Raw genomic sequence first — 26543 nt, 5'->3', positions numbered from 1 at the left:
GGACATCGGCTCTCGGAACGGACGTCGGTCCTGCTCACGGGGTCGGCAGCCCGGCCCGCCCCAGGGCCAGGTAGTCCACGACCTCCCAGTGCTCCGCGACCTTCCCACGCTCGATCCGGAACTGGTCGCAGGTGCGCATCTCCAGCGGCAGCCCGGAGGGGCCGCCCCCGCTCCAGGCGCCGGTGAGCGTGCCGGTCCAGGTCACGAAGACCATCACCCGGTCGCCGGCGGCGACGATGTGGTCCACGGTGGTGACCAGGTCGGGAAAGGCGGCGATGTTGTCCGCGAAGAAGGCCTTGAACGCGTCGAGCCCGTCCGGCACTTGGTCCGTGCGCATGTTGTGGTGCCGGTAGTCCTGGTGGTAGTAGCGCTCGGCCAGGTCCAGCCGGTGCTCGCTGAAGACATCGCGGTACGCGCCGAGCACCAGCTCCGCGTTGGCCCGCTCGGTGTCGCTGTGCGGGCCGTGCAGACCGGGGGCGGCCGGCTGACCGCTGCGTTCCGGCCCGCCGTCCACGCCGTGCGCGGCGAGCACGTCCCGGTCCACCACGTTCCAGTGCTCGGCGACGCGGTCGTCCCGCAGGCGGTACAACTCGGCGGTGTGCAGCCGGAGTTCGCCTCCCGAGCGGGTGCGGCCGGTCCAGGTCGCGAAGAGCATCACCCGGTCGTTGTCGGCCACCAGGTGGTCGATGTCCGCGCGCAGCCCCGAGATGTCACGGTCCGATGTCCGCCAGTCCACCGGGTCGTGCTCGACGCAGTCGGCATGGAAGAAGCGGCCCGCCTCCTCGAAGCGGCGCTCGCGGTAGAGCGTCTCGTACAGCTCGCGGACCAGCTCGGCGTTGCGTGTGCGCTGTCCGGCGGGGATCACGGTGGTCATGGGTTCCTCTCGGCTCGGCCTCGTGGCTCGGGTCGTGAACAGGGGGGGATCAGGGGAAGGTGACCGCTCAGGCCTTGAGCGCGTACGTCGACCAGTGGGAGTCGGCCTCGAAGCCGAGCTTCCGGTTGAGCGCGACCACGGCGGTGTCGGCGGTGTCGTTGAAGACCTGGACCAGCGCGAGACGCCCGTTCTCCCGGGCGGCCCCGAGCAGCAGTTCGGCCTTCAGCCAGGCGGCGAGACCACGCCGCCGGTGCTGCGGCAGCACCAGCGTCTCGCCGACGTCCGCCATCGGACTGTTCCGCACGAACAGGGTGGTGTACGCGACGATCGCGGTGCCGTGCTCGGGCAGCGCCGCCACCACGTGGGGCAGATGCCCGGCGCGCTCCGCCTCGGCCTCCCGCGCCCGTACGTCGTCGGCGGAGGGATGCCGTACCCGGGCCTGGCCGTTGACCCGCTCCTCCAGCGCGCTCCAGGCCCGCGCGTAGGACTCGACCAGGTCGTCGGGGCAGGGCCCCTGCCACGTCACCAGCCGGTACCCGGGCACCGGCCGGGCCGCCGCGGCCTGAAGCACCGCGCGGGCGGGGCCGGCCAGACGCAGCCGGTGGCGCACGCTCTCGCCGATGAGTTCGGCACCGAGCTCCGCCGCGAAGCGCTCACCGGCCGCCGCCCTGGGAGCGTCGGCCAGCAGCAGTTCCCGTCCCCGCTCGCGCAGCGCGGCCAGGCCCGCGGCCGCCAGCGCCCGCCCGGCACCACGCCGCCGGAAGCCGGGGAACACCCACAGCGAACCGTGTCCCGGCCCGCTCTGATCCCCCAGGTCGAGCCCGAGCTTCAGCACACCGGCCGCAGTGGCGCCGTCGTACGCGACGAGCACGATGCGCTCCGTCCCGTGCCGCCGCTGGAACAGCCGCGCCAGCAGCGCCTCCGTGACCGGCGGATCACCGGGCAGCTCCAGACTCATGGTCTCCCGGAACCCGGGAAGCAACGCGGCGATGGTCGCCGGCTCATCGCCGTCGAGGCTACGAATCTCCATGCCCCACACGGTGACCCGGACCTCTCGAAACACCGTCGAGGACAACTCGACAGCGGGGCGGCGGCGCGGAACGGGGCGGGCCCCGCCGCACTCCAGGATCCCTGGACTGCGACGGGGCCCGGTACTACGACGGGCAGGCACTGTTCACACCCGTCAGGCGCCGCCCGTCACGCGGAGCGTCTCGCCGTTGGTGTTGCCGTTGGCCGCCGAGCCGAGGAAGACGACGGCGCGCGCCACGTCCTCGGGCGCCGACATCCGGCCCGACGGCAGGCTCTTGCCCTTCTCCTCCAGGAAGCCCGGGGGCACGTGCGCCCGCACGGTCTCGGTGCTGGTCTGCCCCGGCACCACCATGTTGACCAGGATCCCGTCGGGCCCCAGCTCCCAGGCCAGGCTCCGCATCAGCCCGAAGAGCGCGGACTTGCCGGCGCCGTAGGCCCCCGCCCCGGCCTTGCCGGTGTCCGCGAGGCCCGCGCCGAGCAGCACGACCCGGCCCCACGGCCGCGCGCGCATCCACGGCAGCACCGCCTGAAGCGTGTGGAACACGGCATCGACGGACGTGCGCAGCACCTCCTGCCACTGCTTCGCCGGTACGTCCTCGAAGCGCGGCACCGGCTGACCGGGCCGCGGGATCGCCTCGCTCCAGACCACCGCGTTGGCCACCAGCACGTCGATGCCGCCCCACTCCTCGGCGACCTTGCCCACCGCGTCCCGTATGCACCGCTCGTCCGCGAGGTCGTAGCGCACCACCAGCGGTGTACCGCCCGCCTCGGTCACCAGCCGCGCCGTCTCCCGGGCCCCGTCCTCATTGCTGTGGTAGGTGATCGCAACCCTGGCGCCCTCCTCCCCGTACGCCACGGCCGTTGCCCGGCCGATGCCCGAGGAGGCGCCGGTGACCAGCACGACTTTGTTCCGCAGATCCGTCCTCATGACTCCACCTCGGTCGTCGGGGCACGGTGGCCGATGCTCTGCGCGTGCCGGAAGAAGTCCTCCGGGTCGTAGGCCCGCTTCACGGCGCGCAGCCGGAGACGGTTCGCACCGAAGTACTCCGTCTCCCAGTCCCCGCCCACCCGCGAGCTGGGGAAGTTGATGTACGAGCCGCACGCGAGCGGCGCGAGTGCCGCCGCCGCACGGTCCGCCAGCGCGGTCAGCCGCGCCGGTGCGGCCGGGTCCGCCGCCGCCTCACGGCAGGCGAACTGATACCCGATCAGGAACCGTGCGTCCCGGTGCGCGTAGGCGGTCGCGGTGCCCGGCACCCGGCTCGCCGCACCGCCCAGCGCGATGCACAGCAGATAGCGCTCCTGGCCCACCGCGTCGAGGGCGGGATCCCAGGCGTCGAGCAGCGCCGCCGACTCCGCCCGGGTCGCGGCCCGGCCGGTCAGCCGATAGCTCTGCCGGGTGTACGGATGCCGGTGCCCCACGGCCTCGGGACCGGTTCCCGTACGACGGCACTGGGCCACCGACTTCGAGCCGCACAGCGCCTCGTGCATCACCTCGGCATACCCGGCCCGCGCACCGACGGTCCGGCTCAGCGGTTTGCACCCGGCCCGTTCCGACAGCTCGTCCAGTCCGAGGTTCAGCGCCTCGTCCGTACCCAGGTGCGCTCCCCAGACCCGGACCACGGGACGCCCGCCGGGCCCGAACATGCCCGGCAGCACCACCAGGGAGGTGCCGAGCTCGTCGGGACCGTCGACGGCCCACTCCTGCCAGGCCGTCAGCACCTCCACGGCGTCGTCGTACGCCCACAGCGTCTCGAAAGCGGTCATCGCGGGCGCGTCGATCGGGCGCACCGCGAACTCCGTGACCACTCCGAAGGTGCCTCCGCCGCCACCGCGCAGCGCCCAGTACAGATCGGGCTCCTCGGTGGCCGAGCAGCGGACGGTCCTGCCGTCCGCGAGCACCACACGGGCCGCGGTGACCCGGTCGCTGCCCAGCCCGAACCTCCGCGTCTGCCAGCCGATCCCGCCGCCGGTCAGGAATCCGCCCGCGGCGACCGTGGGAAACGTCCCGGTGACGATCTGCCGTCCCTGGGGCCGCAGGGCGTCCAGCGCGTCCAGCGACTGGACGCCCGCCCCGAGCCGCACCTCGGGCCCCTCGGCCACGGCGTGGTTCATCCGGGACAGGTCGACGACCAGTCCCTCGCCGGTCGACCAGCCGTTGAAGCTGTGGCCGCCGCCCCGGATGTGCAGCCGCACCCCCTGCTCCCGGGCATGGCGCACGCACACGGCGACATCCCGCTCGGAGGCGCAGTACGCGACGGCGTACGGCTCGATCGTGTCGTACTCGGTGTTCTGGAGCTGTCTGGCCAGGGCGAAGCCCGCCTCGTCCGGCAGAACCAGGTCCCCGTCGAGCCGGTCCCGCAGCGCCGCCGCCCGCATCAGTCGGCGATGCCGAACTTGCCGGCGGTCACCTTGGAGCCGGCGTGCCCGCGCAGCTTGGTGCCCTGCGGGTCGAAGAACTCGGCGCCGCCGGTGCCCTGCCACTCGGTGTCCGAGACGAACTCGCCCGACACCCGGACATGCGCCTCCCCCACGTGCTTGCCCTCGGGATCGGCGGCCAGGATGTGGAAGCCGTACTCGAAGGTGTCCGGGCCCGTGGCGGACCAGGTGCCCAGACCGATGTTCTTCGTGTTGAGCTGGGTGGAGACGACCGTGCCGTCCGCCGAGAAGCAGACGAGCCCGGGGACCGTCTTCCCGTCGTCGTCCAACTGCGTGGTCCAGGTGCCGACCAGCCGTGCGTCGCTCATCGCGGATCTCCTTGATTCTCTGGGGGAGTTGGCGGAGTGGGATGTCCCGGCCAGGCTTCCGGCCCCCTCTCAAGGCCCGCTCGAAACGCTCTGTAGCTGGCGGGGTCCTCCTGCGGCGGAAGGCACTGGGGCCCGAACTCCGGATGCCAGAGCGCGGCCACGTGCATGGAACCGAGGGCCACCAGGGCCCGGTAGGACGGCAGCAGGAGGTAGCGCACCAGCCCCCGCCACAGAGCGCCCGAGGCGGTGCCGCGAGGCGGGCCGGCGATCTTGTCGGGGTGCCCCTCGGGCAGGAACTCCGGGTTGAACGGACGAAGGGACATGGCACTCCTAGAGGTGGATGCGCACAGTCGTCAGGCAGCGCGGACGGCCATCTCCAGACCGCCGTCGAAGGGAAGAGGCAGCGACACATAACCGCTGCCGGGAACCCGGACATGGGCGAGGAACTCCGCGCACAGCGCCGGCACGTCCCGCACGCCTTGGGCCACCACCACCGCGCCCGGCAGCATCCTGGGCTCCACCAGCTTCAGCAGCGCCAGGAAGGACTCCGGCGGACCACCGAGCAGCAGCAGATCGACAGGGCCGGGGACGGTCGCCAGCACCCGTTCGGGCCGGCCCACCCGGACCTGCGCGTACGGTCCGAGTCCGGCCTTCTCGATCGCCGCCGCGGCGGCCTCGGCCCGTACGCCCTCCGGCTCGCAGCAGATGACCCGGCCACGCCCGTTCTCGCTCATCGCCGCCGCCAGCCTGGCGGTGAACGACGCGTACGGACAGCCGATCTGGAGCACATTGAGCGGTCCGGCAGCCAGCACCAACTGCCGCAGGAGGATTGCGGTGGCGGTTTCGAAGGAGGGCTCGGCGGAGCATTCGGCCGAAGCATCGGCGGAAGAAACGGCATTGGGCATGCGGAACTCCCCGTCACGAGTTTCGAGACATTCGAGGTCTCTCCGCCGAGCGTTACAGATGCCGCCCTCACGAGCGACGACCCTGGATGCCTTCCCGAGCGAGACTCCAGCCGCGCTGGACAGCTTGCGGGGTTTAGCGGACGTCCACGAAGTCGCCCGTCGCCTTGACGGCGCTCGTGGTCATGGTGCCTCTGAATTCGTAGCGCCAGTAGCGGTCGGCGGTGGCCGTGACCTTCGCGGTGGCGACGCCGGTGGAGTTCGTGGTGGTGTAGCCCAGGGACTCGTAGTAGTCGGTGCCCGGCCGGCGGAACTCGAGGTAGGCGCGCTGGTTCGTGTAGCCGCGGTAGTCGTGGGTGTCCCAGTTGGCCCGGGAGAGTTTGCCCGTGACCGTGAGGGTGCGGCCCTTGGCGACCGGCTCCGGAGAGGCGTTGACGGTCAGCCTGCCGTAGCGCTTCATGAAGAACGTGGTGTGGCCGTCCGCCTTCACGTAGTCGCCGTCGTTGGCCTTGATGTCGACGTAGACCGTCCAGATCCCGGCGAGCGAGTTCTTCAGGGAACGCCGGGGATCGATCGTGTAGTGCTTGGTGCAGACCGAACTGGTGCCGTTGGCCGTGCACACCGGCGCCGCTTCCTTGGGCTTCAGGATCGCGTCGGCCTTGCTGAGGCTGCTCCCGTGGTAGAGCGTGAAGTCCGCGGACTTGACGCCCGAGTTGTCGCTCGCCGTCAGCTTGACGGTGATCGTCCGGGAGTTGGTGGTGCCCAGCACGACATCATTGCCGGAGCCGCCGCCACCAGTGATCTTGAAAGCGCCGGCATCCGCGTTGCCCACCACCTCGTCCGCATGCGCACCTGGAGTGAACAGGGCGGCCATCGCCAGAGAAGCGAGCAGAGCAGAGCCGATCATCGATCTTCGCATTGTGTCCCCGAAGGGTCGGGCCCGCCCCTTGCGGCAGGCCGCCGATAAAAGTGCAGGCAGTGTACGCAGCGGTGATCAGGGGGTGATGGTGGGGTTCCGGTGCAGGTCGGAACGCCGGCCCAGCCGGAGTCTCAGCGGCGGAACGCCCACCTCGCCGGCCATGCCGGCAAGGCTCGTAGCGGCCGCTGTACGGCAGGTGCGCACAAGGCCGTCATGGTCGCGGCTGCGAGAAGGGTGACCGTGACCTCGCCGGCCGGGTGGTGCAGCCAGGGCAGGGTGTACCAGCCCCAGTGTTCGGCCGCCTGGGCGATGAAGCCGTGCAGGAGATAGGCGTACAGGGTGCCCGCGCCCAGGGCGGTGAACCAGGTGGAGCGGCGGGGTACCCAGGCGAGGAAGCCGGCGGCCAGCACCACCGAGCAGCCGAAGGTCGCCAGGGTCATGATCGGGCCCGCCCAGGCGGGGGCCGCGAGGGCCGTCGCGCTGTCGTTGTGGAAGAACCACGCGTAGTCCATGCGCGGGACCGCCCAGTAGGCGAAGCACAGCGCTCCGGCGAAGAGCGGCACCGCCAGGCGGCGGGTGCCGCGACGGTGCAGCAGGCGGAGATGCTCGGGCCTGAGGCACAGGCCCAGGACGAAGTACGGCAGGAACTGGGCGACTCGCTGGAGGTCGAGGTCGTTGCCGATGGCCGGGGAGAGCGTCGCCGCGGCGGCGATCGTCAGGGCCACGGGGAGCGGCCGGCGCAGCGTCTTCCAGACCGGAGTCGTCAGGCGCCAGATGAACAGTGCCGCCAGGTACCAGGTCAGGTAGAGGGGGTCGAGGAGGGTGACCGCGCGGTCGGGGTCCTCGCTGGTCCAGCGGGTGAAGTAGGTGTAGGCCGTCTCGAAGAGGACGTAGGGGACCACCAGGCCTGTGAGCAGGCGTCCCAGCTGCCTCGGAGTCGCCTCGAAGCCTCGCGATAAGGAGCCCGAGATCATGGCGAACACCGGCATGTGGAAGGCGTACACGAGCATGTACACGGCGGTGACCGGCCTGTTTCCCTCGCGCAGGGGTTCCCAGGCGTGGCCCACCGCCACCAGGACGATCGCCAGGTACTTGGCGTTGTCGAGGAAGGGGTCCCGCCGCGCCGGTGCCCGTCTCGCCACCGCCTCTGCGGACGGCAGCGGGTCCTGCCGTCCTTCCGGTGCTGCAGTGGCGTGGGGTACCGGTGTGGCGCGAGTGAGGAGCATTGCCAGCACCCTAAACACACCGTTGAGGCTTCGCTCAACCCCCGCGGGTCGGTCGTCGGGTCAGGCGGCCGCCGACTCCGGTCCCACCGCCTCGGACAGGACGTCCTCCATCGTCACGAACCCGTTTAGTTCGATCTCCGACCGGTACGGCCCATCAGCGAATGCGCCCGGTGTCCAGGTCCTTCCCGACGACCAGGGTGACCACGCCCGCCGTCGCGTCCGACGCCGGCCTGGCCCGGACGCCCCCGGGCAGCCGTGCGGCCAGCGCCTCGGCCTGCTTCTCCAGGCCCGCCGGGTAGGTGACCGTCGTGGCGCCGGTGTTCTGTGGGGCGTTGCCCGTACCGGTGACCGTGACGCCGGACTCGCGCAGCTTCTCCGCGACGGTGCCGGCCAGCCCCTGGACCGCGGTGCCGTTGAGGACCTGGACGTGGACGGAGGAGGCGTACAGCGGGGTCTTCGTATCCGCCTCCAGACGCTTCTTGTCGACCTCCCTGTCCTTGGCCAGCGAGGTGAACAGGTCGGTGGCCTGCGGGTATTGCCAGACGACGTTGGCCGTGTCGGAGGCCACGTCGGCCTCGCGCGGGTAGTTGGGGACCGTGAGGAAGGTCAGACGCTCGCTCGGGATTCCCTTGAGCTCCGACGCGAGGGAGTACAGCGGCCTGATGCCGGCCAGATCGGGGTCCGTGGTCAGGGACTTCGTGCCGGACTGCAGAAAGCCGTAGAGCGACTTCGGGCTCGTCAGCTTGGCCTGCGCCTTCTCGGCCAGGGCGTTCATGAACTCCTGCTGGCGCCCGATGCGCCCGATGTCGGAGCCGTCTCCGACGCCGTAGCGGACGCGCACGTAGCCGAGCGCCTGTTCGCCGCGGACGGTCTGGCAGCCGGCGTCCAGGTCGAGCCGGGCCTTCTTGGAGTGGATGGCCTCCTCGGGGCAGACCTCTATGCCGTCGAGGGCGTCGACCATCCCCTTGAAGCCCTGGAAGTCGACGGACATGAAGTGGTCTATGCGCAGGCCCGTGTTGGCCTCGACCGTCTTGATCGAGCAGGCGGCGGCACCGGCGACCTCGCCGCCGGTGCCGCCGATCGCGAACGCCTCGTTGATCTTGAAGTGGTGCGGGGCGGAGGTGTCGCCGTCGCCCTTGTCGCAGGCCGGTATCTCCACCCAGGAGTCACGGGGGAACGACACGACCGTGGCCCACTCCCGGTTCGCGGGCACGTGCACCACCATCAGCGTGTCCGACTGCATGGTGGTCAGGTCCTTGCCGTACTTCGCGTTGGCGCCGTCGCGGCTGTCGGAACCGACGACGAGGATGTTCTTCGAGCCGGGGCTGAGATTGGCCGGCCGGTCCCCGCCGATCTTGTCGTCGACGTCGGCGGATCTGATGTTGTCGTCGAGGTCCTGATAGACCCACGCGCCCACCCCGGCGACACCGAGGACGGCCGCCGAGGCCACCCCCGCACTCCACGCCAGGATCCGTCCCCGCCGGGTCAGCCGGCCCTTGCCCGCCGCGGCCGGCGTACGCCGCCGCCCCCTCGTTCCGCTCACCGGCATTCCCTCCCCCTGGGCCGCGATGGCCCCACCATGAACAGACGTCGAATTCGGTGACTTCCGTTGCCTCGAGGTCAGAGGGGCGTCGCCGCGCGCAGGATCGGTGACGGCCGGCGGCGCACCACCGGAGCGGGCTTCAGCAGCGCGAGTGTCGCGACCGGCGTACCCCGCGACACCAGCGCCGCCTTGCCGATCGCGCACGCCACCGTCCGGGCCGCCAGATGCGCCCGCTCGTGGGCGAACAGCGCCCGGTGTTCGGCGGGTTCGAGGTCGTCCAGCAGGCCGGTGGTGACGACGACGGGGTCGTGTCGGCCGCCTGGCAGCGCGTACGCGTAGGGCAACTCGTCGGCCAGTACGGTCACTTGGGCGTCCGGCAGCCCGGTCGGCGCCCGGTGGGCCCGGCGGCGCACCCGGACGTGCCGCCACAGGGTCCGGGCGCAGGACGTGAGCGACAGGACCAACGCCTCCAGCTCGCCCTGTCCCCGGCGCCGGGAAGCCTGCCGGTGATCCGCCATCCCCTGTCTCCCTTCCGCTGCGCCGCACGTCATCCGCGCTACATCGAGCGGTACATCGTAAGGAAAGCAGAGCCGGCCCGGCCGGGGCGGGCCTTCCCCAAGGAGGTGCCGTCCGACCCGGGGCGACCGCATACTGAGGCGCAGCCCCCAGCTCACCAGGAGGACAGGACCCACATGTTCGGACTGAGCGAATTCGCCATCATCCTCATCGTCGTCATAGCCGTCCTCTGCGCGAAGAAGCTTCCCGACCTGGCCCGCTCGGCGGGCAAGTCGGCGCGCATCCTCAAGGCCGAGGCCGGGGCGATGAAGGACGAGGACGACCGGACGACGCCCCGGGTGATCCAGGGCGAGACGGTCGAGCCGGGCGCCGAGGGCACGCGGCGGCCCGGGCAGTGACCCGGCCCCGGGGGGACCGGGAGTTCATGACCGGTCGGCCGGTCGGCCGGTCGGGCTCAAGGCCCGCTCGCGCCGTCGGCCGCCGGTGTTCGCGGGAGCCGGATAGCGGCCGCCAGGCCGATGAGGCCCAGGGCCGCCAGCGTGATCAGCGCGGCCGCGTACGCCCCCCTGGTGAGGCCGGAGACCAGGATGGTGCCGGCGATGGCGGTGCCGAAGGAGGACCCCAGGTTGGAGACGCTGCGGGACAGGCCGGAGATCTCGCCCTGGCGGGACTCGGGGAAGCTGGACTGCACGACGTTGACCGAGGGGGTCAGCATCAGGCCGATCCCGAGGCCGAGCAGGAGCAGGCCGGGGACGTAGGCCCAGGCGGTGGTGTAGACGCCGGCCAGCACGATCAGGACGACCACGCCGGCGAGGGTGACGACGAACCCGGTGACGATGAGGCTGCGCTGGGAGCGCCGCTTCGCCAGGCGCTCGGCGCCGAGGGACGACACGAGCAGGCCCAGCGTCGCCGCCGTGAAGATGACCCCCGTCTGGATGGCGTTGTAACCGCGCACGGTCTGGAGGTACGCCGCGACCGTGAACGAGGAGCCCATCAGCAGCAGCCACTGGATGTTCTGGGTGATCAGGCCCAGGTTGGACGTGCGGTTGCGGAACAGCGTGAGGGAGATCAGGGGGTCCCCGCCGGACCGTTGCTGCGTCCGGATCCAGTGGAAGAACCCCAGGAGCACCAGGACGCCGAGGGCGATCAGGGAGATCATCAGCCAGACGTTGTTGTCGGCGGCCAGGATGCCCATCACGACCAGGACCAGGCCGACGGCGGAAAGGACCGCTCCGGTGGTGTCGAAGGAGCGGGTCGGGTCCGGTGGGAGGGGGTCGGAGAGATCGCGGCTCAGGAACACGATCACCACGATCACCAGGGCCTGGAAGACGAAGGCCGCCCGCCAGCTGATCCCCTCGGTGATCAGTCCGCCGATCAGCGGCCCGGCGGCGGCACCGAGGCCGCCCAGCGCCATGATCATTCCGAAGGCCCGGGCACGGGACGTCAGATCCTGGTAGAGCAGCGTGGCCAGGATGTAGACGGGCGGGATGAGGAGGGCGGTGCCGATGCCCTCCAGGATCGAGTTGCCCAGGATCAGTACGCCGAGGCCGGGCGCCGCCGCGCTGAGCACGGCGCCCACGGCGTAGACGACCAGGCCCGCCCGGAAGCAGCGCTTGCGGCCGTAGCGGTCGGTCAGCTTGCCGCCCGGAATCATCAGCGCAGCCATGACCAGCAGGAACACGGTGATGGCGACCTGCACGCCCTGCACGGTGGTGTCCAGGTCCTCGCTGATGTCGTTGATCATCACGTTCATGTTGGAGCCGGCGAAGCTGCAGATGAACTGCGCCAGGGCGAGAGCGGTCAGGACACGTCCCGGTCCTGCGCGCCGGCCGTGCCCGCCCGGCCCGGTCATCTCAGTCGGCCCGGGGAGCGGTCCGAGCGATGTGGTGGAAGGCCGGGTGCAGGTGTTCCGCCCCCGGCGTGGTGGCCTGTCTGGTCAGCTCCTCGTCCAGGGCCATCGCCGCGGTGACCAGCGCGAGATGGGTGAACGCCTGGGGGAAGTTGCCGAGTTGCTCTCCCGAGGGGCCGATCTCCTCGGCGAACAGGTCGACATGGTTGGCGTAGGTGAGCATCTTGTCGAAGGCGTAACGCGCCTGGTCGAGCCGGCCGCTGCGGGCGAGGGCCTCGACGTAGAAGAAGCTGCACAGGTTGAAGGTGCCCTCGGAGCCGCGCAGGCCGTCCGGGGAGGCCGCGGGGTCGTAGCGGTAGACCAGGCTGTCGCTGACGAGGTCGTGGTCCATGGCGTCGAGGGTGCTGAGCCAGTCCCGATCGTGCGCGGAGACGAAGCCGACCCGGGGCATGAGCAGCAGCGAGGCGTCCACGACGTCGGTGTCGAAGTGCTGGACGAAGGCCTGCCGTTTCTCGTGCCAGCCCCGCTCGACGATCTGCCGGAAGACGGCGTCCCGGGCGGCGGTCCAGCGCTCCAGGTCGGCGGGGCGGGAGGCGTAGAGGGCCGCTCGGATGCCGCGGTCGAACGCCACCCAGGTCATCAGCCGGCTGTAGGTGAAGTTCTGCCGCCCGCCGCGGGTCTCCCAGATGCCCTCGTCGCGGCGGTCCCAGTGGTCGCACAGCCAGTCCAGTACGCCGTTGAGCGCCTTCCAGCCGCGCAGCGCGCCGATGTCGCGGCCGACGATCAGGGCGTCGGCGGCCTCGCCGTAGATGTCGAGCTGGAGCTGGTCGGCGGCGGCGTTGCCGGCCCGGACGGGCCGTGAGCCGCGGTAGCCCTCCAGGTGGTCGAGGATCTCCTCGGTCAGATGGGGCTCGCCGTCGACCCGGTACATGATCTGCAGGGGATCGCCGGACGCCGAGCCCCCGGCCTCGATACGGTCGCGCAGCCAGCGCCGGAAGGCATAGGCCTCCTCCTCGAAGCCCAGGTCGATCAGGGCCCGCACGGACAGGGAGGCGTCGCGGATCCAGGTGTAGCGGTAGTCCCAGTTGCGCTCGCCGCCGATCTGCTCGGGCAGGCCCATGGTGGCCGCCGCGACGGGCGCTCCGGAGGGGGCGTAGGTGAGGAGCTTGAGCGTGATCGCCGAGCGGTTCACCACGTCCTGCCAGCGGCCCCGGTAGGTGCACGAGCGCAGCCAGGACATCCAGAACACGCGGCAGCGCTCCATCTGCTCGACGACGTCGTCCAGGGACGGCTCGGGCGGGGCGATGCCGCCGCTGTCCGTGGTCGTCAGCACGATGGCGACGGCCTGGCCGGCCGAGAGCGTGAAGCGGGCGGCGACGTCGTCCCCGTCGGAACGCAGGGCGACGTCGCCGGTGGTCCGCACATGCAGGTCGGTCCCCGGGCCGTGCAGGACGGCGGAGTGGTCGTTCGGGCGGGTCAGGGTGTGCGGGGCACGGGCGTAGTCGAAGCGCGGCCGGCAGGCGAACGCGAAGGGCAGACTGCCGCGTACGACCCTGACGACCCGGACCAGGGAGTGCCGGTCGGTCGCGACGGGCGACTCGACGGGCACCATGAAGTCGGCGACCTCACCGACGCCGCCCGGTGCCATGAAGCGTGTGAGCAGGATGGCGGTGTCGGGCAGATACAGCTGCCGCACCGTCGTGGCGTCCTCGCCGAGGTCCACGGCCAGCCGGCAGTGGCCCCCACGCTCGCTGTCCAGCAGCGAGGCGAACAGACTGGGCGAGTCGAAGCGGGGGCTGCACCACCAGTCGACGGTTCCCTCGCAGGACACGAGGGCGGCGGTCTGGAGGTCGCCGACCATGCCGTGCTCTGCGATCGGCGGGTACGGGTTCACGTGCCCCTCCTTCCCGCGGTGTGTCACCGCGGGGCGTGCGGACGACGGACTACGCGCTGAAGTCTTCCTTCCGCGCGACGCACAGTGCCCAGATGATGAACCCGGATATCGCGATCATGACGACCGACCACACCGGGTAGTACGGCAGGGAGAGGAAGTTGGCGATGATGATCAGCCCCGCGATGGCCACGCCGCCGACCCTGGCCCACATCGCCGGCTGGAACAGACCGATGCCGATGATCACGGCGACCACGCCCAGGATGAGATGGACCCAGCCCCAGCCGGTGAGGTCGAACTCGAAGACGTAGTTGTTGGTGTTGACGAAGACGTCGTCCTCGGCGATCCCCATGATGCCGCGGAAGATTGCGATGAGTCCTGCGATGGTGAGCATGACGGCCGCGAAGACCGTCAGGCCGCCGGCCCAGGCGTACTTCGCCTGCCCCGTCTGCGTGCTGGTCATGGTTGTGCCTCGTTTCCTAGTGCGATTTCCCGCTGGTACGAGCTCAGGTGTGGTGGGACGTGGAGGCATCGGAACGGGCCGACGGGCCGGCACCGCTCAGGACGAGGTCCTTGGCACGGCGGAACTCGTCGTCCGTGATGTCGCCGTGGCTGCGCATCTCGGACAGCTTGGCGAGCTCCTCGGCGCTGCTGGTGGTCCTGCCGCCGCCCGCCGTGTCACGGATGTAGTCGTCGAACGCCCGCTGCTGTGCCTGGGCGTGGGAGATCTCGCGGCTGCCCATCTCCTTGCCGCGGGCGATGAGGTACACGAACACGCCGAGGAACGGCAGCACGATGCAGAAGACCAGCCAGCCGGTCTTGCCCCAGCCGCTCAGGCTGTCGTCGCGGAAGATGTCGCCGATGACCCGGAAGAGCAGGACGAACCACATGACCCACAGGAAGAACCACAGCAGCGTCCAGAACATGCTCAGCAGCGGATAGTCGTAGGCGAGGTAGGTGTGCGTGCTCATCGTCTGCCTCCGTCCCTGGCGGGGCGTCCGCCGCTCCCACCGACTTCAGCGTGCGCATGCTCAAGAGGAACGGCCTCACCCAGGGCGGGTGAAGCCTGCCCGGTGGCGCGCGGACCGCCAGGCGAAGGCGACCCCCAGTTCGACCAGTCCGAGCAGCACCAGCCACAGTCCGAGCAGCCGGGTCAGGACGACGGCCGACTCGCTGGGCAGCGCCAGCACCACGATGCCCGCGACGACGCCGAGCGCCCCGGCGGCCAGGACGAAGCCGCGGTGAGGCAGGCCCTTGGCGGCCAGGGCCGTCCAGGCGGTCAGCATGCCCGTCACGACCCAGACGGCACCGACGATCAGGGAGAGCGCGGCGATCGTCTGCAGCGGGTTGCGCAGGCACAGCACCCCGGCGAGGACGTACAGCGCCGCCGCGAGCAGCTCCAGATGCCGGTCGCCTTGCTCCCGGGCGAAGGAGGCCACGAACCGGAAACCACCGGTCACCAGCAGATACAGCCCGATGATCACCGCCAGGACGTGCAGGGACGCGTGCGGCCAGGCCAGCGCGACGATGCCCGGCACCAGCGTCGCCGCCGCCGCCCCCAGCAGCCAGGTCCACGAGCCGCCCACCTGCGCCAGCACCATCTCGGTGTCCTGTTCCGAGCCCGGAACCGTCCCGTCGCTCAGAGGATCGGGTCCGGTGTCCGGCGCGGGACCACGCGACACGGTCATGGCTCCTCCTCGCGTGATACGACCGGCCACCACCGGACCACCCGACGGGACGGTGTGCGGCACCCTCACGGGGTCAGCGTCGCGCGCGCCGCCGCGTGCCGGGTCACCCCTGACGGGTGATCCGCGACGCCGGCGGTGGCGGTGAGGTGGCCTGAGGAAGGGCCTGCCGGTGCTGCCCGGAAGCAGGGCGACGGCCGCCCGGAGGTGGAGGGTGAGCCATGCCGATACCGAGTGCGTTCACGGCCTCGCTGTCGCCGGACGAGAGGGCGGCGTACGGCAGAAGTGCCCGGAGGCGGGCCTCGCGGTCCGGCCAGGGCCGGGTCGAGGCGGCCGGCGACCGGCCCGATCCGATCGAGGTGATCGAGCGTCAGTCGGTCACCCGGGTCCAGGAGTTGGTGCCGATCCGCTACGGCCGGATGCTGGAGTCCCCGTTCCGTTTCTACCGGGGCGCCGCGGCCATCATGGCGATGGACCTGGGCCGGCTGCCGGACACGGAGCTGACGACGCAGCTGTGCGGAGACGCCCATCTGCTGAACTTCCGGCTGCTGGCCTCGCCGGAGCGCCATCTGGTCTTCGACATCAACGACTTCGACGAGACGTATCCCGGCCCGTTCGAGTGGGACGTCAAACGGCTGGCGACCAGCTTCGTGATCGCCGCCCGCGCCAACGGATTCTCCACCGCCGAGCAGGAAGGCGCCGTACGGGAGTGTGTGCGGGCGTACCGGACGCGGATGCGGGAGTTCGCGGGCATGGGCACCCTGGACATCTGGTACGCGCAGGACGACGCCGATCACATGCGTGAGCTGATGGCGTCCTCGATGAACAAGGAGACCAGGCGCCGCACGGCCCAGGCCACCGCGAAGGCACGCACCCGCACCCACATGCAGGCCTTCGCCAAACTCACCCAGGTCACCTCCGAGGGCCTGCGGATCGCGCCGGATCCGCCGCTCATCACACCGCTGAGCGACCTGGTGGGCGGCTCGTCCGCGGGCGAGGAGGCCAAGGAGCTCCAGACCGTCTTCGAGGAGTACGCGAAGAGCCTGACGTCCGAGCGCCGGCACCTGCTCGGCCGCTACCACGTGGTGGACCTGGCCCGGAAGGTCGTCGGGGTCGGCAGCGTCGGGACCCGCTGCTGGATCATCCTGCTGCTCGGCCGGGACGACGGGGATCCGCTGCTGCTCCAGGCCAAGGAGGCCCAGGAGTCGGTGCTGGCCGCGCACGTCCACGGGGAGCGCTACGACAACCAGGGCCGCCGCGTGGTGACCGGGCAGCGGCTGATCCAGACGACCAGCGACATCTTCCTGGGCTGGACGCACATCGTCAGCGGGCTCGACGGCCGCGGCCGGGACTTCTATGTACGGCAGCTGCGGGACTGGAAGGGCATCGCGCGTCCGGAGACCTGGGACCCGACCATGCTGCGCCTGTTCGGCCAGCTGTGCGGCGGCAGCCTCGCGCGGGCCCACGCCCGCTCCGGCGACCCCGTCGCCATCGCCGCCTACGTGGGCGGCAGCGACCGCTTCGACCGTGCGCTGACCGAGTTCGCGCAGGCCTACGCCGACCAGAACGACCGGGACTTCGAGGCACTGGGCTCGGCCGTCGGCTCGGGGCGGGTGACGGCGACCGACCTCTGACACCCACGTCCGCCCTCTGACATCGTCTCCGGCCTCCGGCCTCCGACGTCATTCGGGCAACTGCCGCATCTCCACCACCCGCAGCCCCAGCGACTGGCAGCGGGCCAGCAGTCCGTACAGGTGCGCGTCGTCGATGACGGGGCCGTACAGCACCGTCTGGCTGGACATCACCACGTGATCCAGTTCCGGAAAGACCTTGGCCAGGGTCTCCGACACATGTCCCTCGATGCGGATCTCGTAGCGCATGTGCTGCCCTCCCGCCGCGGACGCTGGCAGAGCTGCTGCTGGAGTCATCGTCCCGCCCGGGGAAAGGGCCGCACCTCACCCGGCACAGGTGACCCGGGCCCGGCGGTTCTCCCGGCGCTTCAGTGGGTCAGGACGATCTTGAACAGGATGATCAGCAGGCCGAGCACCAGATTGACGGCGGCGCTGACGGCCATCAGGGCGCCCGAGGCGCCGGCCCGCCGGGCCGCGGCCAGCGACCAGCCCACCTGCCCGGCCACCGCCACGGACAGCGCGAGCCACACGGCACCGGACAGGTCCAGACCGAGCAGCGGACTGATGGCCACGGCCGCCGCCGGCGGGACGGCCGCCTTGACGATCGGCCATTCGTCACGGCACACGGTCAGCACGGTCCGGCGGTCCAGGGCGTGCTCGGCCAGGCGGGCGCCGAACAGCTGGGCGTGCACATGGGCCACCCAGAAGACCAGGCCGGTGAGGATCAGCAGCAGGCCCAGTTCCAGGCGGGGGAAGGACCCCAGCGCACCGGCACCGATCACCACGGACGCGGCGAGCATGGAGCCGTAGACACCGCCGGTGTAGTCGGCGTGCTCACGGCGCGCCGCCCGCCGCTCCCGCGCCGTCGCGGGCCGGGTACTGGACATGGGCGCCTCCCGATCGGGTCCGTACGGCCGCGGACGTCACAGCAGGTGCAGCTCGCGGGCTCGTCGTACGGCGTCGCTGCGCCGGTTCACCGCCAGCTTCCGGTAGACGCTCTTGAGGTGGGTCTTCACCGTGTTCACGGAGACATACAGGTCGGCGGCGATGTCCTCGGTCGACATCATCTGGGCGAGCCGCTCCAGCACATCGCGCTCGCGTCCGCTCAGGTGCTCCACCAGCAGCGGGGCGGGCTCGTCGGACGCGCGCCCCGGCATGAGCCAGCCGGCGGCCAGGTCGCGCAGCGGCGGTCCGGCCAGGTAGGGCCCGAGCCATGCCCCGGCCTCCAGGAAGGGGCGCCGCAGCCGCTCGCGCCGGGCGTCCGTGAGCGAGCGGGCGATCAGCCGGCGGGCGGTGGCGAGATCGCCCGCCTCGTTGGCGGCCTGCGCCCTGAGCAGCGTGGCCCGCACGAGCACCGCGGGGCCGGTGTCCGCCTCGGCGCCGATGATGTCGAGCAGCTTCAGGGCCGCGTCGGGGTTGCCGGCCGCGAGGTGGGCCCGCGCCGCGCCCACCGCACAGGTCGGCAGGTCCCCGGCGACCGGCTCCAGCACCTCCGCGGCCTCGTCCGCCCGGCCTTCGGCCAGGTGGGCGGCCGAGGCGACCAGCGCGGCGTGGCTGCGCTCCCAGGGTGAGGCGACATCGGCGGTCACCGCGGGTTCGGTGGCCGCGAGGGCGGCGCGGGTCCTGCCCCGGGCCAGCAGCAGACGGGCCGTCGCGATGGACCGGCCCGCGGCGGTCACCGGGTCGCGTACCGCGAGGCGGGTCGTCTGGTCGAGGAGCGCCTGGGCCTCGGCCAGTTCGTTGCGGTCGACGGCGACGGCGGCCAGCACCAGCCGCCCGAGCGCGGAGACGGACGCCTCGGGCAGGCTGAACCGCTCCGTTTCGGTCATCGCCGCCACGGCCTGGCGTTCCGCCCTGGTCGGCCAGCCGTCGAGGTAGTCGATGAGCGCCAGATGCTCCAGGGACTCCTCCCTGGGCAGTGCCGTCGCGGCACCGGCGGTGGTGTCGGCGACGGTGCTGAACGCGGCCCGCGCCGCCTCGAAGTGCCCCGCCCACAGCCGGGTCGAGCCCAGATGGGTCAGCAGCAGCGCGGGCAGCTCCGGGTGCTTCTCCAGCAGCTGGGCCGGGACCTCCCGCTCCAGTTCACGGGCCGTGCGCACGGCCTGCTCGGCCCGGCGGGGGGATCCGGCCAGCCGGGCCGCGAGCGCCTCCAGCAGGGCACAGCTCAGCTGGGCCGCCGCGGGGCCGTCGGCGTCGGAGGTCAGCTGCTCCTCGGCACGGTGGAGGCGGGCCAGCGCACGATCCAGGTCGCACTGGGAAAGGTCGCGGGCGGCGCGGACCAGGTCGGCCGCTGGGCTGGTCGTCTCGGGGCCCATGCCGGAGAACAGCTCGGCCAGGTCGTCCGAGCGCATGCCGGTGAAGAGCTGTCCGATCGCCAGGTCGTCGACGAAGGCGCGGGCGGTGAAGTCCCACTCCCCCGCGGCGGCGCCGTGGGCCAGCATCTCCGGCAGCAGCCCGGAGCTCCGCAGCCATCGCGCGGCCCGCAGGTGCAGCTCCGGTTCCAGGTCGGCGGAGCGCTCCCGCAGATGGGCCCGGAGTATCTCCCGGAACAGCGGGTGCAGGCGGTACCAGCTGTGCCCCAGGTCCTCGACGAAGGCGTTCTCCCGGTGCAGTCCGGCGAGGATGGCCTCGGCGTCGCTCCGCCCGGTCAGCGCGTCCGCGAGGCCGACGCAGAAGCGCTCCAGGACGCTGACCCGCAGCAGCAGGTCCTGGGTGGGCGCGGGCTGCCGGTCGAGGACCTCGGCGAGCAGGAAGTCGGCGACCGTGCTGTGCCCGGCCTCGAACTCCTTCAGATAGGCCTCCGGGTCCGGGCGCTCACGCGCGGCCAGGGCGCACAGCCGAAGGCCGGCCGCCCAGCCCCCGGTGCGGTCCACGAGGGCGTCCGCCGCGGGGACGGGCAGCCGCAGCCCGTGCCGTTCCAGGAGGGAGACCGTCTCCTCGGGGGTGAAGGCCAGCTCGGCGTTGCGGATCTCGGTCATCGCGCCGGCCGTGCGATAGCGGTGCAGCGGCAGCAGGGGCTCGTTGCGGGTGACGATGACCAGGCGCAGCCCGGGTCCGGCGTGGTGCAGCACGAACTCCAGCTGCCGCGAGATCTCCGGGGCGCTGATCCGGTCGTACTCGTCGAGCACCACCGTCGCGACGCGTTCGGCGTCTGCCAGGCGCGCGGCGAGCCGGGCGAGCAGGGTGCGGCTGACCTCGCTCTCGTCGGAGGGGCAGCCGAGGTCGCCGACCGGCACACCGTGGATGCGCAGCGCCTGCAGCAGATGCGCCCAGAACATCCTCGGGCCCTGGATCGCCGCGTCGAGCGTGAGCCAGGCGACCGGTTGTCCCAGGCCCGCCGCCCAGTCGGCGACCAGCAGGGTCTTGCCCGCTCCGGCGGCGCCGTTGACCATCGTCAGCGGTGTCCGCAGGGCCTGGTCGAGATGGTCGACCAGCCGTTCGCGCCGCAGGAACGTGGCGGGCCGGGCCGGCAGGGCGAACCGGGTGCGCAGGAACGGGTCTCCCAGCGGATCGACGTGGGAGGCGGCCGGTTCGTTGGGGACGTCATCGCTCGCTGCCACCGCGCTCACCGCCCTGCGGGATCGGGGATGGTGCTCCCCTCACCACCATCACAGCTTTGCCGCGTTCTTGCGCGCCGGCGTCCGAAAGCCGCCACGGCCGCGTTTCGCGGGAGGAGACGCAGGTCACATTCGCCGATGTCACAGGGGCTCGGGCCATCTCGTCCCGTGGAGGAAGCCACTACGACGGCCAAGGGAGCACACCATGGACGCGCGACTGAATCTCCTCACCGACCCGACCATCGCCAAGGCCCTCAAGTACGTGATGTCGGCGGGCAGGGTGATCAAGGACTCCGCTCTGCCGGCCGTGACCCAGGAGCTGGTGTCGCTGCGGGTGAGCCAGATCAACGGCTGCGCGGTCTGCCTCGACATGCACACCAAGGAGGCCGTCGCGGCCGGGGAGAGCCCGGTGCGGCTGAACCTGGTGGCCGCGTGGCGGGAGGCGACGGTCTTCACCGAGGCCGAGCGGGCCGCACTGGAGCTGGCGGAGGCCGGGACCCGGATCGCGGACACCGGCGTCGGGGTCGCCGACGAGGTGTGGGAGCGCGCCGCCCGTCACTACGACGAGGAACAGCTCGCCGTGCTGCTGATGCTGATCTCATTCATGAACATGGCGAACCGGATGAACGTCATCACCCGGCAGCCCGCAGGCGACTACAAGGTCGGACAGTTCCACTGAGGAACTGAGCAACCTGAGGAAGAGGATCGCGCGTGAACAAGGTCGAGGAGTTCGAGGAACTGCGCCCGCTGCTGTTCTCGATCGCCTACCGGATCCTGGGCAGCGTGGGCGAGGCCGAGGACGCGGTGCAGGAGACCTGGCTGCGCTTCGACGGCTCGCCGACCCGGCCCGCGTCGGCCAAGTCCTATCTGTCGGCCGTGGTGACGCGGATCTCGATCGATGTGCTGCGTTCCGCGCGGGTGCGGCGCGAGGAGTACGTCGGCCCGTGGTTCCCCGAGCCGCTGCTGAGCGACCCCTACCAGGATCCGGCGCGCTCGGTGGAGCTCGCCGACTCGGTGTCGATGGCGGCACTGCTGCTCTTGGAGCGGCTCAGCCCGCTGGAGCGAGCGGTGTTCGTGCTGCGGGAGGTGTTCGGCTTCGGCTTCGACGAGATCGCCACGGCGGTGGATCGCTCGGAGGCGGCGTGCCGTCAGCTGGTGGTACGGGCGCGACGGCACATGGAGGCCGGGCGGCCCCGGTTCGCGGCCGACCGGCGGGAGCGGCAGGAACTGGCATCACGGTTCTTCGACGCGCTGAAGGACGGTGACATGGGCGGGCTGCGGGAGCTGCTGGCCGCCGATGTGCAGCTCGTCGGGGACGGCGGCGGGAAGGCACCGCAGCTGGCCAGGGCCGTCGTGGGCGCGCAGAAGGTGGCCCGGCTGCTCGCCTCCGTCTTCCCGCGGATGGCCCGGGTCGACATCTCGTTCGAACCGCACGAGATCAACGGCCAGCCCGGTGCCGTCTACCGCGACCGGGACGGCAGGGTGCTGCAGACTCTGGTGCTCGACGTCCTGGACGGGCGGATCCAGACGATCCGCACGGTGCTCAACCCCGACAAGCTCGGGCACCTGGGCCGGCCGGCGGACGCGTGGGCGATCACCCGCGAACTGAGGCGGATCCCGGCGGTCGACCCGCACCACCCCTGACCGCATCGTCCGGCACCGGTCCCTCCCCTCGTGGGGACCGGTGCCGAACGGCGGGGCGGAGTCGATCCATGAGCTGGATCGAGCAGGACGAGAGTGGCGCGACGTGCTCAAGGCTCCCGCGGAAGTGGATCCCGCTGGAGCGGATCCGGCGGAAGCGGATCCGCCGGAAGCGGATCCGGCGGAAGCTGGCCGAGAACATGCGGCGCCATGAGTGGTGTCTCCGAGCTACGGGCTGGTGGACTGCCTGGGCGACGCGCGAAGGCTGCGCATTTGCGTCGTGATCCTGCCAGCCGAGCGTGCCGGGGAGGAGGTTCCGGTCTCCGGACGCCGCCTTAGCCGCAGGTCAGCCGTATAAAGTGAGTTTTCCGGTCCGGATGACAGGTGCGGCTGAGTAAGGAGTGGGAGGCCTTGAGTTTCGACTCGTCGGCGCGCACAGCCTTCGCGGAACGGCTCGCGTTGCTCTACAAGGAGGCCGGCAACCCTCCCCTGAAGAGCGTGTCCGAGGCGGTCGTCCGGCTCCAGCGGGTCGACGAGCGAGGGCGTCCCGTACGGGTCTCCGCCCAGCGGATCAGCGACTGGCGGCGGGCCAGGAACGTGCCCGCCCAGTTCGCCGCCCTGTCGGCCGTCCTGCATGTCCTGATCCCCCAGGCGCGGCGCGAGCGGCCCCTGCCCGTGTCCCCCGGACTGTACGACCTCGGCCAGTGGCAGCGCCTGTGGGAGCGGGCGACGACGACGGCCGGGGAAGAGGAGGAGCAGACTCCGGTCGAGCCGCCCACGGTGGCCGGCGGGGTGTGTCCGTACCGGGGACTGGCCTCCTACCGGCACGAGGACGCCCGCTGGTTCTTCGGCCGGGAGCGCAGTACCGAGGCCCTGATCGCCCAGCTCCGCGCGGTGGAGAAGACCGGCGGCCTGGTCATGCTCGTCGGCGCCTCGGGAGCAGGGAAGTCCTCCCTGCTGAACGCCGGCCTGGTGCCCGCCCTGCGCGGCGGCGTGCTGGGCGAGAAGGGCGACGGGGCCGGCACGGTCGTCCAGTTCGTGCCGGGGACCGATCCGCTCGCCGAACTGACCCGCCGTATACCGGAACTCGCGGACGTCGTGGCGTCCTCGGCGGATCCCGACCGGCCCGAGGACCTTCAGGACCCGGGCGGCCCGGAGGAGGCCGGCACCCGGGACACCGGTGGCGACTTCGCGCATGCCACACGTGAGGCCGTCGCCGCGTGGGCCCGCCGTGAGGCGTCGGCCACCGCCCCCGCGGTGCTCATCGTCGACCAGTTCGAGGAGACCTTCACCCTCTGCGCCGACGAGGCGGACAGCCGCACCTTCGTCCGGCTCCTGCACGCCGCCTGCACCCCCGCCGACCCCGGCGACCCGCCCCCCGTCCTGGTCGTCCTCGGCATCCGCGCCGACTTCTACGAGCAGTGCCTGTCCCACCCGGAGCTGGCCGACGCGCTGCAGCACCGGCACATGGTGCTCGGCCCGCTGACCACCCCGGAACTGCGGGAGGCGGTGACCGGGCCGGCCAAGGCCGTGGGTCTCGAACTGGAGCCGGGGCTGGCCGAGCTGATCGTGCGCGAGGTGAGCGCGGACGGACCGCGCGGCACGCATGACGCGGGCGCGCTGCCGCTGCTGTCGCACGCGCTGCTCGCCACCTGGCAGCGGCGCAAGGCGGGCCGGCTGACGATGGCCGGATACCGCGCGGCCGGCGGCATCCAGGGCGCGGTCGCCGCCACCGCCGAGCGCGCCTGGTCCGGCCTCGACCCGGCGGCCCGCTCGGCCGCGCGGCTGCTGCTGCTCCGGCTGGTCAGACTCGGCGAGGACACCCAGACCACCCGGCGGCGCGGGACACGGCGGCAGCTGGCGTCGGAGTCGACGAATCCGGGCAAGACCGAGGAGTCGCTCGAGGCACTGGTGCGCGCCCGGCTGGTGACGCTGGACGCGGAGACCGTGGAGATCACCCACGAGGCGCTGCTGCATGCCTGGCCCCGGCTGCGGGACTGGATCGACGAGGACCGGCAGGGCAATCTGCTGCGCCAGCGCCTGGAGGAGGACGGCCACGCCTGGGTGGCCTCCGAGCGCGACTCGGCGCTGCTGTACCGGGGGTCCCGGCTGGAGCAGGCGCACAGCTGGGCGCGGTCGGCCGGGGACACCTTCCTCACCCGCGGCGCGGTGGAGTTCCTGGCCGCCTCGGTGCGGCTGCGCAGGCGCACGGTGTGGATCATGCGCAGCGCGGTCGCGGCGCTGGTCGCGCTGGCGATGCTGGCCGTGGGCGCGGCGGTGGTCGCCTGGCAGCAGCGGGACGACGCCGTGTTCGCGCAGGTGCTCGCGGAGGCCGACCGCTTCCAGTACACCGACCCGTCGCTGTCCGCCCAGCTCGACCTGGTCGCCCACCGGCTGCGCCCCGGCGACGAGGACACCACCAGCCGGCTGATCTCCATCGTGAACGCACCGCTGGCCACGCCCCTGCGCGGCCACACCGGCGCGGTCTACCTCACCACCTTCAGTCCGAACGGCCGGCTCCTGGCCACCGCCAGCTACGACCGGACCGTACGGCTGTGGGACGTGTCCGACCGGGATCGGCCGAAGCCGCTGGGCAAGCCCCTGACCGGGCACAAGAGCTGGGTGAGCAGCGCGGTCTTCAGCCCCGACGGGCACACGCTCGCCAGCGCCGCCGACGACGGCACGGTCCGGCTGTGGGACGTACGCCGACCGAGCCGTCCGCGTCCGGTCGGGGCGCCCCTGACCGGGCACGAGGGCACGATCTACCTGGTCGCCTTCAGCCCCGACGGCCGTACCCTCGCCTCCGTCAGCGAGGACCGCACCGTACGGCTGTGGGACGTGGCCGACCCCAAGCGGCCCAAGGCGCTCGCCACGCTGCCCGGTGCCGAGGCCGCCGTGCGGTCCGTGGCGTTCAGTCCCGACGGGGACACCCTCGCGGCCGGGGGCGACGACGACACCATCCGGCTGTGGGACGTGGCCGAGCCCGGCCGGCCCGAGCGGCTCGGCACCCTGACCGGGCACACCGACCTGGTGCACTCCGTCGCCTTCAGCCCGGACGGCCGCACCCTGGCCAGCGGCAGCGCGGACGACACGATCCGGCTGTGGGACGTGAGCGACCCACGGCACGGGACCCGGCTCGGCGCCCCGCTGACCGGGCACACCGGCCCCATCTGGTCGGTGGCCTTCAACCCCGACGGCACCATGCTCGCCGCCGCCAGCGCCGACAGCACCGCGAGCCTGTGGAACGTCAGCGACCCGGCGTATCCCTCCCAGGTCGGCGAGCCCCTCGCGGGCGCCAGCGGGGAGATGTACGCGCTGGGCTTCAGCCCCGACGGCCGCACCCTTGCCACCGGCAGCGGCGACAGCAAGGTCCGCCTGTGGTCGATCCCTACGTCGGACATGATCGGCCGCGGCGGCGCGTTCCGGCCGGACGGCAAGGTGCTCGCCACCGCCGCGCGCGACGGCAGCGTCCGGCTGTGGAACGTGGCGAAGCCCGCCCGGCCCGTCCTGCTGAACCGGCCCTTCATGCCCGGCGACGGCGGCCAGCGCTCCCTGGTGTTCTCCCCCGACGGCCGCACCCTGGCGGTGCTGACCGGCAGCCGCCAGGTCCATCTGTGGGACATCGGCGACCCGGCCCGGCCGGTCGCCCTCGGCCCGCCCCTCACCTTGCGCACCCGGTTCATGGGCCCCGACGCGCTGGCGTTCAGCCCGGACGGGCGCACCCTGGCCACGGCCTACGACGACCGCACCATCCGGCTGTGGAACGTCACCGACCCCTCCCATGTGGTCCCGCTCGGGTCACCGGTCACGGGCCACACCGGCTACATCAACTCCCTGGTCTTCAGCCCCGACGGGCACACCCTGGCCAGCGGCAGCGCGGACTCCACCATCCGGCTGTGGAACGTGACCGACCCGGACCGGCCGAGGGCACTGCCCGCGCTCACCGGTCACACCGGGCCCGTCAACGCGCTCGAATACAGCCCGGACGGCCACACCCTGGCCAGTGGCAGCGACGACGACACCGTACGGCTGTGGGACGTCACCGACCCGCGTGCGGCGAGCGAGCTCGGCTCGCCCCTCACCGGCCACACCGAGGCGGTCGTGTCGCTGACGTTCAGCAAGGGCGGGCGCTATCTGGCCAGCGGCGGCAACGACAACACGGTCCGGCTGTGGAACGTCTCCAGCCCCTTTGACGCCTCCGCGATCGGCCAGGCCATGAGCCCCAACGCCAAGACGGGCAACTTCCTGTCGTTCAGCCCCTCCAGCCACATGCTCGGCGTCTCCAGCGGCACCGACACCGTGCGGCTGTGGAACCTGAACGTGGACCAGGCGATCGACCGTGTCTGCTCGACCACCGAGGGCGTGCTCACCCGGGACAAGTGGCACGAGTACCTGCCGCGGCTGTCGTACGAACCGCCGTGCGCGCCGTAGCTCCCCGCTCAGCTGCCCTCCGTGACGGGCCGGAGACACAAGTGACATCACGAGGCTTCTGCGGACAGCGGTTTCCGTGATCCCGATCACAACGCCTCGTCGCAG

General features: G+C 71.8%; 22 protein-coding genes and 1 pseudogene. 5 read left to right on the top strand and 18 right to left on the bottom strand.

The window, feature by feature from the left end; translation table 11 throughout:
• Positions 1–34 precede the first annotated feature (34 nt).
• The 10 genes and pseudogenes from ACFQ6S_RS11705 to ACFQ6S_RS11660 all read right to left on the bottom strand — a co-directional run.
• A complete protein-coding gene (locus ACFQ6S_RS11705; RefSeq protein ID WP_383406675.1) occupies positions 35–874 on the bottom strand; it encodes an ester cyclase in 840 nt (279 codons plus the stop codon).
• A 67-nt stretch (positions 875–941) separates the two neighbouring features.
• Positions 942–1904: a GNAT family N-acetyltransferase gene (locus ACFQ6S_RS11700; protein ID WP_383406672.1), complete on the bottom strand. Its 963-nt coding sequence runs from the start codon at positions 1902–1904 to the stop codon at positions 942–944.
• 153 nt (positions 1905–2057) lie between these two features.
• The gene (locus ACFQ6S_RS11695) at positions 2058–2831 is read right to left on the bottom strand and encodes an SDR family NAD(P)-dependent oxidoreductase (RefSeq protein WP_383406669.1); all 774 of its coding nucleotides are present in this window, start codon (positions 2829–2831) and stop codon (positions 2058–2060) included.
• Positions 2828–4279 carry an FAD-binding oxidoreductase gene (locus tag ACFQ6S_RS11690; protein ID WP_383406666.1) on the bottom strand — a complete coding sequence of 484 codons (1452 nt, stop codon included), beginning with the start codon at positions 4277–4279 and terminating at the stop codon, positions 2828–2830. Before ACFQ6S_RS11690 ends, ACFQ6S_RS11695 begins: the two co-directional genes overlap by 4 nt.
• Positions 4279–4647 (bottom strand): hypothetical protein, encoded by a 369-nt coding sequence (locus tag ACFQ6S_RS11685; RefSeq protein ID WP_383406663.1) that lies wholly within the window; start codon positions 4645–4647, stop codon positions 4279–4281. Before ACFQ6S_RS11685 ends, ACFQ6S_RS11690 begins: the two co-directional genes overlap by 1 nt.
• 353 nt (positions 4648–5000) lie before the next feature.
• Entirely contained in the window at positions 5001–5552 is a 552-nt protein-coding gene (locus ACFQ6S_RS11680) for an O-methyltransferase (RefSeq protein WP_383406660.1), read from the bottom strand.
• Between the two features lie 133 nt (positions 5553–5685).
• Positions 5686–6456 carry a calcium-binding protein gene (locus ACFQ6S_RS11675; RefSeq protein ID WP_383406657.1) on the bottom strand — a complete coding sequence of 257 codons (771 nt, stop codon included), beginning with the start codon at positions 6454–6456 and terminating at the stop codon, positions 5686–5688.
• A 143-nt stretch (positions 6457–6599) separates the two neighbouring features.
• Positions 6600–7694 carry an acyltransferase family protein gene (locus ACFQ6S_RS11670; protein WP_383406654.1) on the bottom strand — a complete coding sequence of 365 codons (1095 nt, stop codon included), beginning with the start codon at positions 7692–7694 and terminating at the stop codon, positions 6600–6602.
• A gap of 154 nt (positions 7695–7848) precedes the next feature.
• Positions 7849–9243, bottom strand: a complete 1395-nt coding sequence (locus ACFQ6S_RS11665) for an LCP family protein (RefSeq protein ID WP_383406651.1) — start codon at positions 9241–9243, stop codon at positions 7849–7851.
• An 86-nt stretch (positions 9244–9329) separates the two neighbouring features.
• A pseudogene (locus ACFQ6S_RS11660) lies at positions 9330–9722 on the bottom strand (M48 family metalloprotease); the annotation flags it as partial.
• Between the two features lie 207 nt (positions 9723–9929).
• Between ACFQ6S_RS11660 and ACFQ6S_RS11655 the strand changes: the two are divergent.
• Positions 9930–10151 (top strand): twin-arginine translocase TatA/TatE family subunit, encoded by a 222-nt coding sequence (locus ACFQ6S_RS11655; RefSeq protein ID WP_383406648.1) that lies wholly within the window; start codon positions 9930–9932, stop codon positions 10149–10151.
• Positions 10152–10207: 56 nt separating this feature from the next.
• Here ACFQ6S_RS11655 and ACFQ6S_RS11650 read toward each other — a convergent pair whose 3' ends face one another.
• The 5 genes from ACFQ6S_RS11650 to ACFQ6S_RS11630 form a co-directional block, all read right to left on the bottom strand.
• Complete coding sequence (locus ACFQ6S_RS11650) at positions 10208–11605, bottom strand: MFS transporter (RefSeq protein ID WP_383406645.1); 1398 nt, start codon at positions 11603–11605, stop codon at positions 10208–10210.
• A 1-nt stretch (position 11606) separates the two neighbouring features.
• Positions 11607–13496, bottom strand: a complete 1890-nt coding sequence (locus ACFQ6S_RS11645; RefSeq protein WP_383406642.1) for a glycoside hydrolase family 15 protein — start codon at positions 13494–13496, stop codon at positions 11607–11609.
• Between the two features lie 49 nt (positions 13497–13545).
• Complete coding sequence (locus ACFQ6S_RS11640) at positions 13546–13956, bottom strand: hypothetical protein (protein WP_383406639.1); 411 nt, start codon at positions 13954–13956, stop codon at positions 13546–13548.
• Positions 13957–13999: 43 nt separating this feature from the next.
• The gene (locus tag ACFQ6S_RS11635; protein WP_383406636.1) at positions 14000–14464 is read right to left on the bottom strand and encodes an SHOCT domain-containing protein; all 465 of its coding nucleotides are present in this window, start codon (positions 14462–14464) and stop codon (positions 14000–14002) included.
• Between the two features lie 75 nt (positions 14465–14539).
• Positions 14540–15181, bottom strand: coding sequence for an HdeD family acid-resistance protein (locus ACFQ6S_RS11630; protein ID WP_383406633.1), 642 nt, complete (start codon positions 15179–15181; stop codon positions 14540–14542).
• Positions 15182–15399: 218 nt separating this feature from the next.
• Here ACFQ6S_RS11630 and ACFQ6S_RS11625 point away from each other — a divergent pair, with 218 nt between their 5' ends.
• The gene (locus ACFQ6S_RS11625) at positions 15400–16812 is read left to right on the top strand and encodes a DUF2252 domain-containing protein (protein ID WP_383406630.1); all 1413 of its coding nucleotides are present in this window, start codon (positions 15400–15402) and stop codon (positions 16810–16812) included.
• A gap of 48 nt (positions 16813–16860) precedes the next feature.
• Here ACFQ6S_RS11625 and ACFQ6S_RS11620 read toward each other — a convergent pair whose 3' ends face one another.
• From ACFQ6S_RS11620 to ACFQ6S_RS11610, 3 genes are all read right to left on the bottom strand, one after another.
• Positions 16861–17058 carry a hypothetical protein gene (locus ACFQ6S_RS11620; protein ID WP_383406627.1) on the bottom strand — a complete coding sequence of 66 codons (198 nt, stop codon included), beginning with the start codon at positions 17056–17058 and terminating at the stop codon, positions 16861–16863.
• A gap of 119 nt (positions 17059–17177) precedes the next feature.
• Entirely contained in the window at positions 17178–17696 is a 519-nt protein-coding gene (locus ACFQ6S_RS11615; protein WP_383406625.1) for a hypothetical protein, read from the bottom strand.
• A 36-nt stretch (positions 17697–17732) separates the two neighbouring features.
• Complete coding sequence (locus ACFQ6S_RS11610) at positions 17733–20378, bottom strand: LuxR C-terminal-related transcriptional regulator (RefSeq protein WP_383406622.1); 2646 nt, start codon at positions 20376–20378, stop codon at positions 17733–17735.
• Between the two features lie 193 nt (positions 20379–20571).
• On the opposite strand from ACFQ6S_RS11610, the gene ACFQ6S_RS11605 reads away from it, so the two are divergent.
• The 3 genes from ACFQ6S_RS11605 (at position 20572) to ACFQ6S_RS11595 (ending at position 26438) form a co-directional block, all read left to right on the top strand.
• Positions 20572–21045, top strand: a complete 474-nt coding sequence (locus tag ACFQ6S_RS11605; RefSeq protein WP_383406619.1) for a carboxymuconolactone decarboxylase family protein — start codon at positions 20572–20574, stop codon at positions 21043–21045.
• Positions 21046–21077: 32 nt separating this feature from the next.
• Positions 21078–22010, top strand: coding sequence for an RNA polymerase sigma-70 factor (locus tag ACFQ6S_RS11600; protein WP_383406616.1), 933 nt, complete (start codon positions 21078–21080; stop codon positions 22008–22010).
• A 408-nt stretch (positions 22011–22418) separates the two neighbouring features.
• Positions 22419–26438, top strand: a complete 4020-nt coding sequence (locus tag ACFQ6S_RS11595; RefSeq protein WP_383406613.1) for an AAA family ATPase — start codon at positions 22419–22421, stop codon at positions 26436–26438.
• Positions 26439–26543 lie beyond the last annotated feature (105 nt).

It is taken from the genome of Streptomyces sp. NPDC056479, assembly GCF_042795335.1.
Classification (GTDB): domain Bacteria; phylum Actinomycetota; class Actinomycetes; order Streptomycetales; family Streptomycetaceae; genus Streptomyces.
This window is presented reverse-complemented; position numbering and strand designations above follow the sequence as displayed.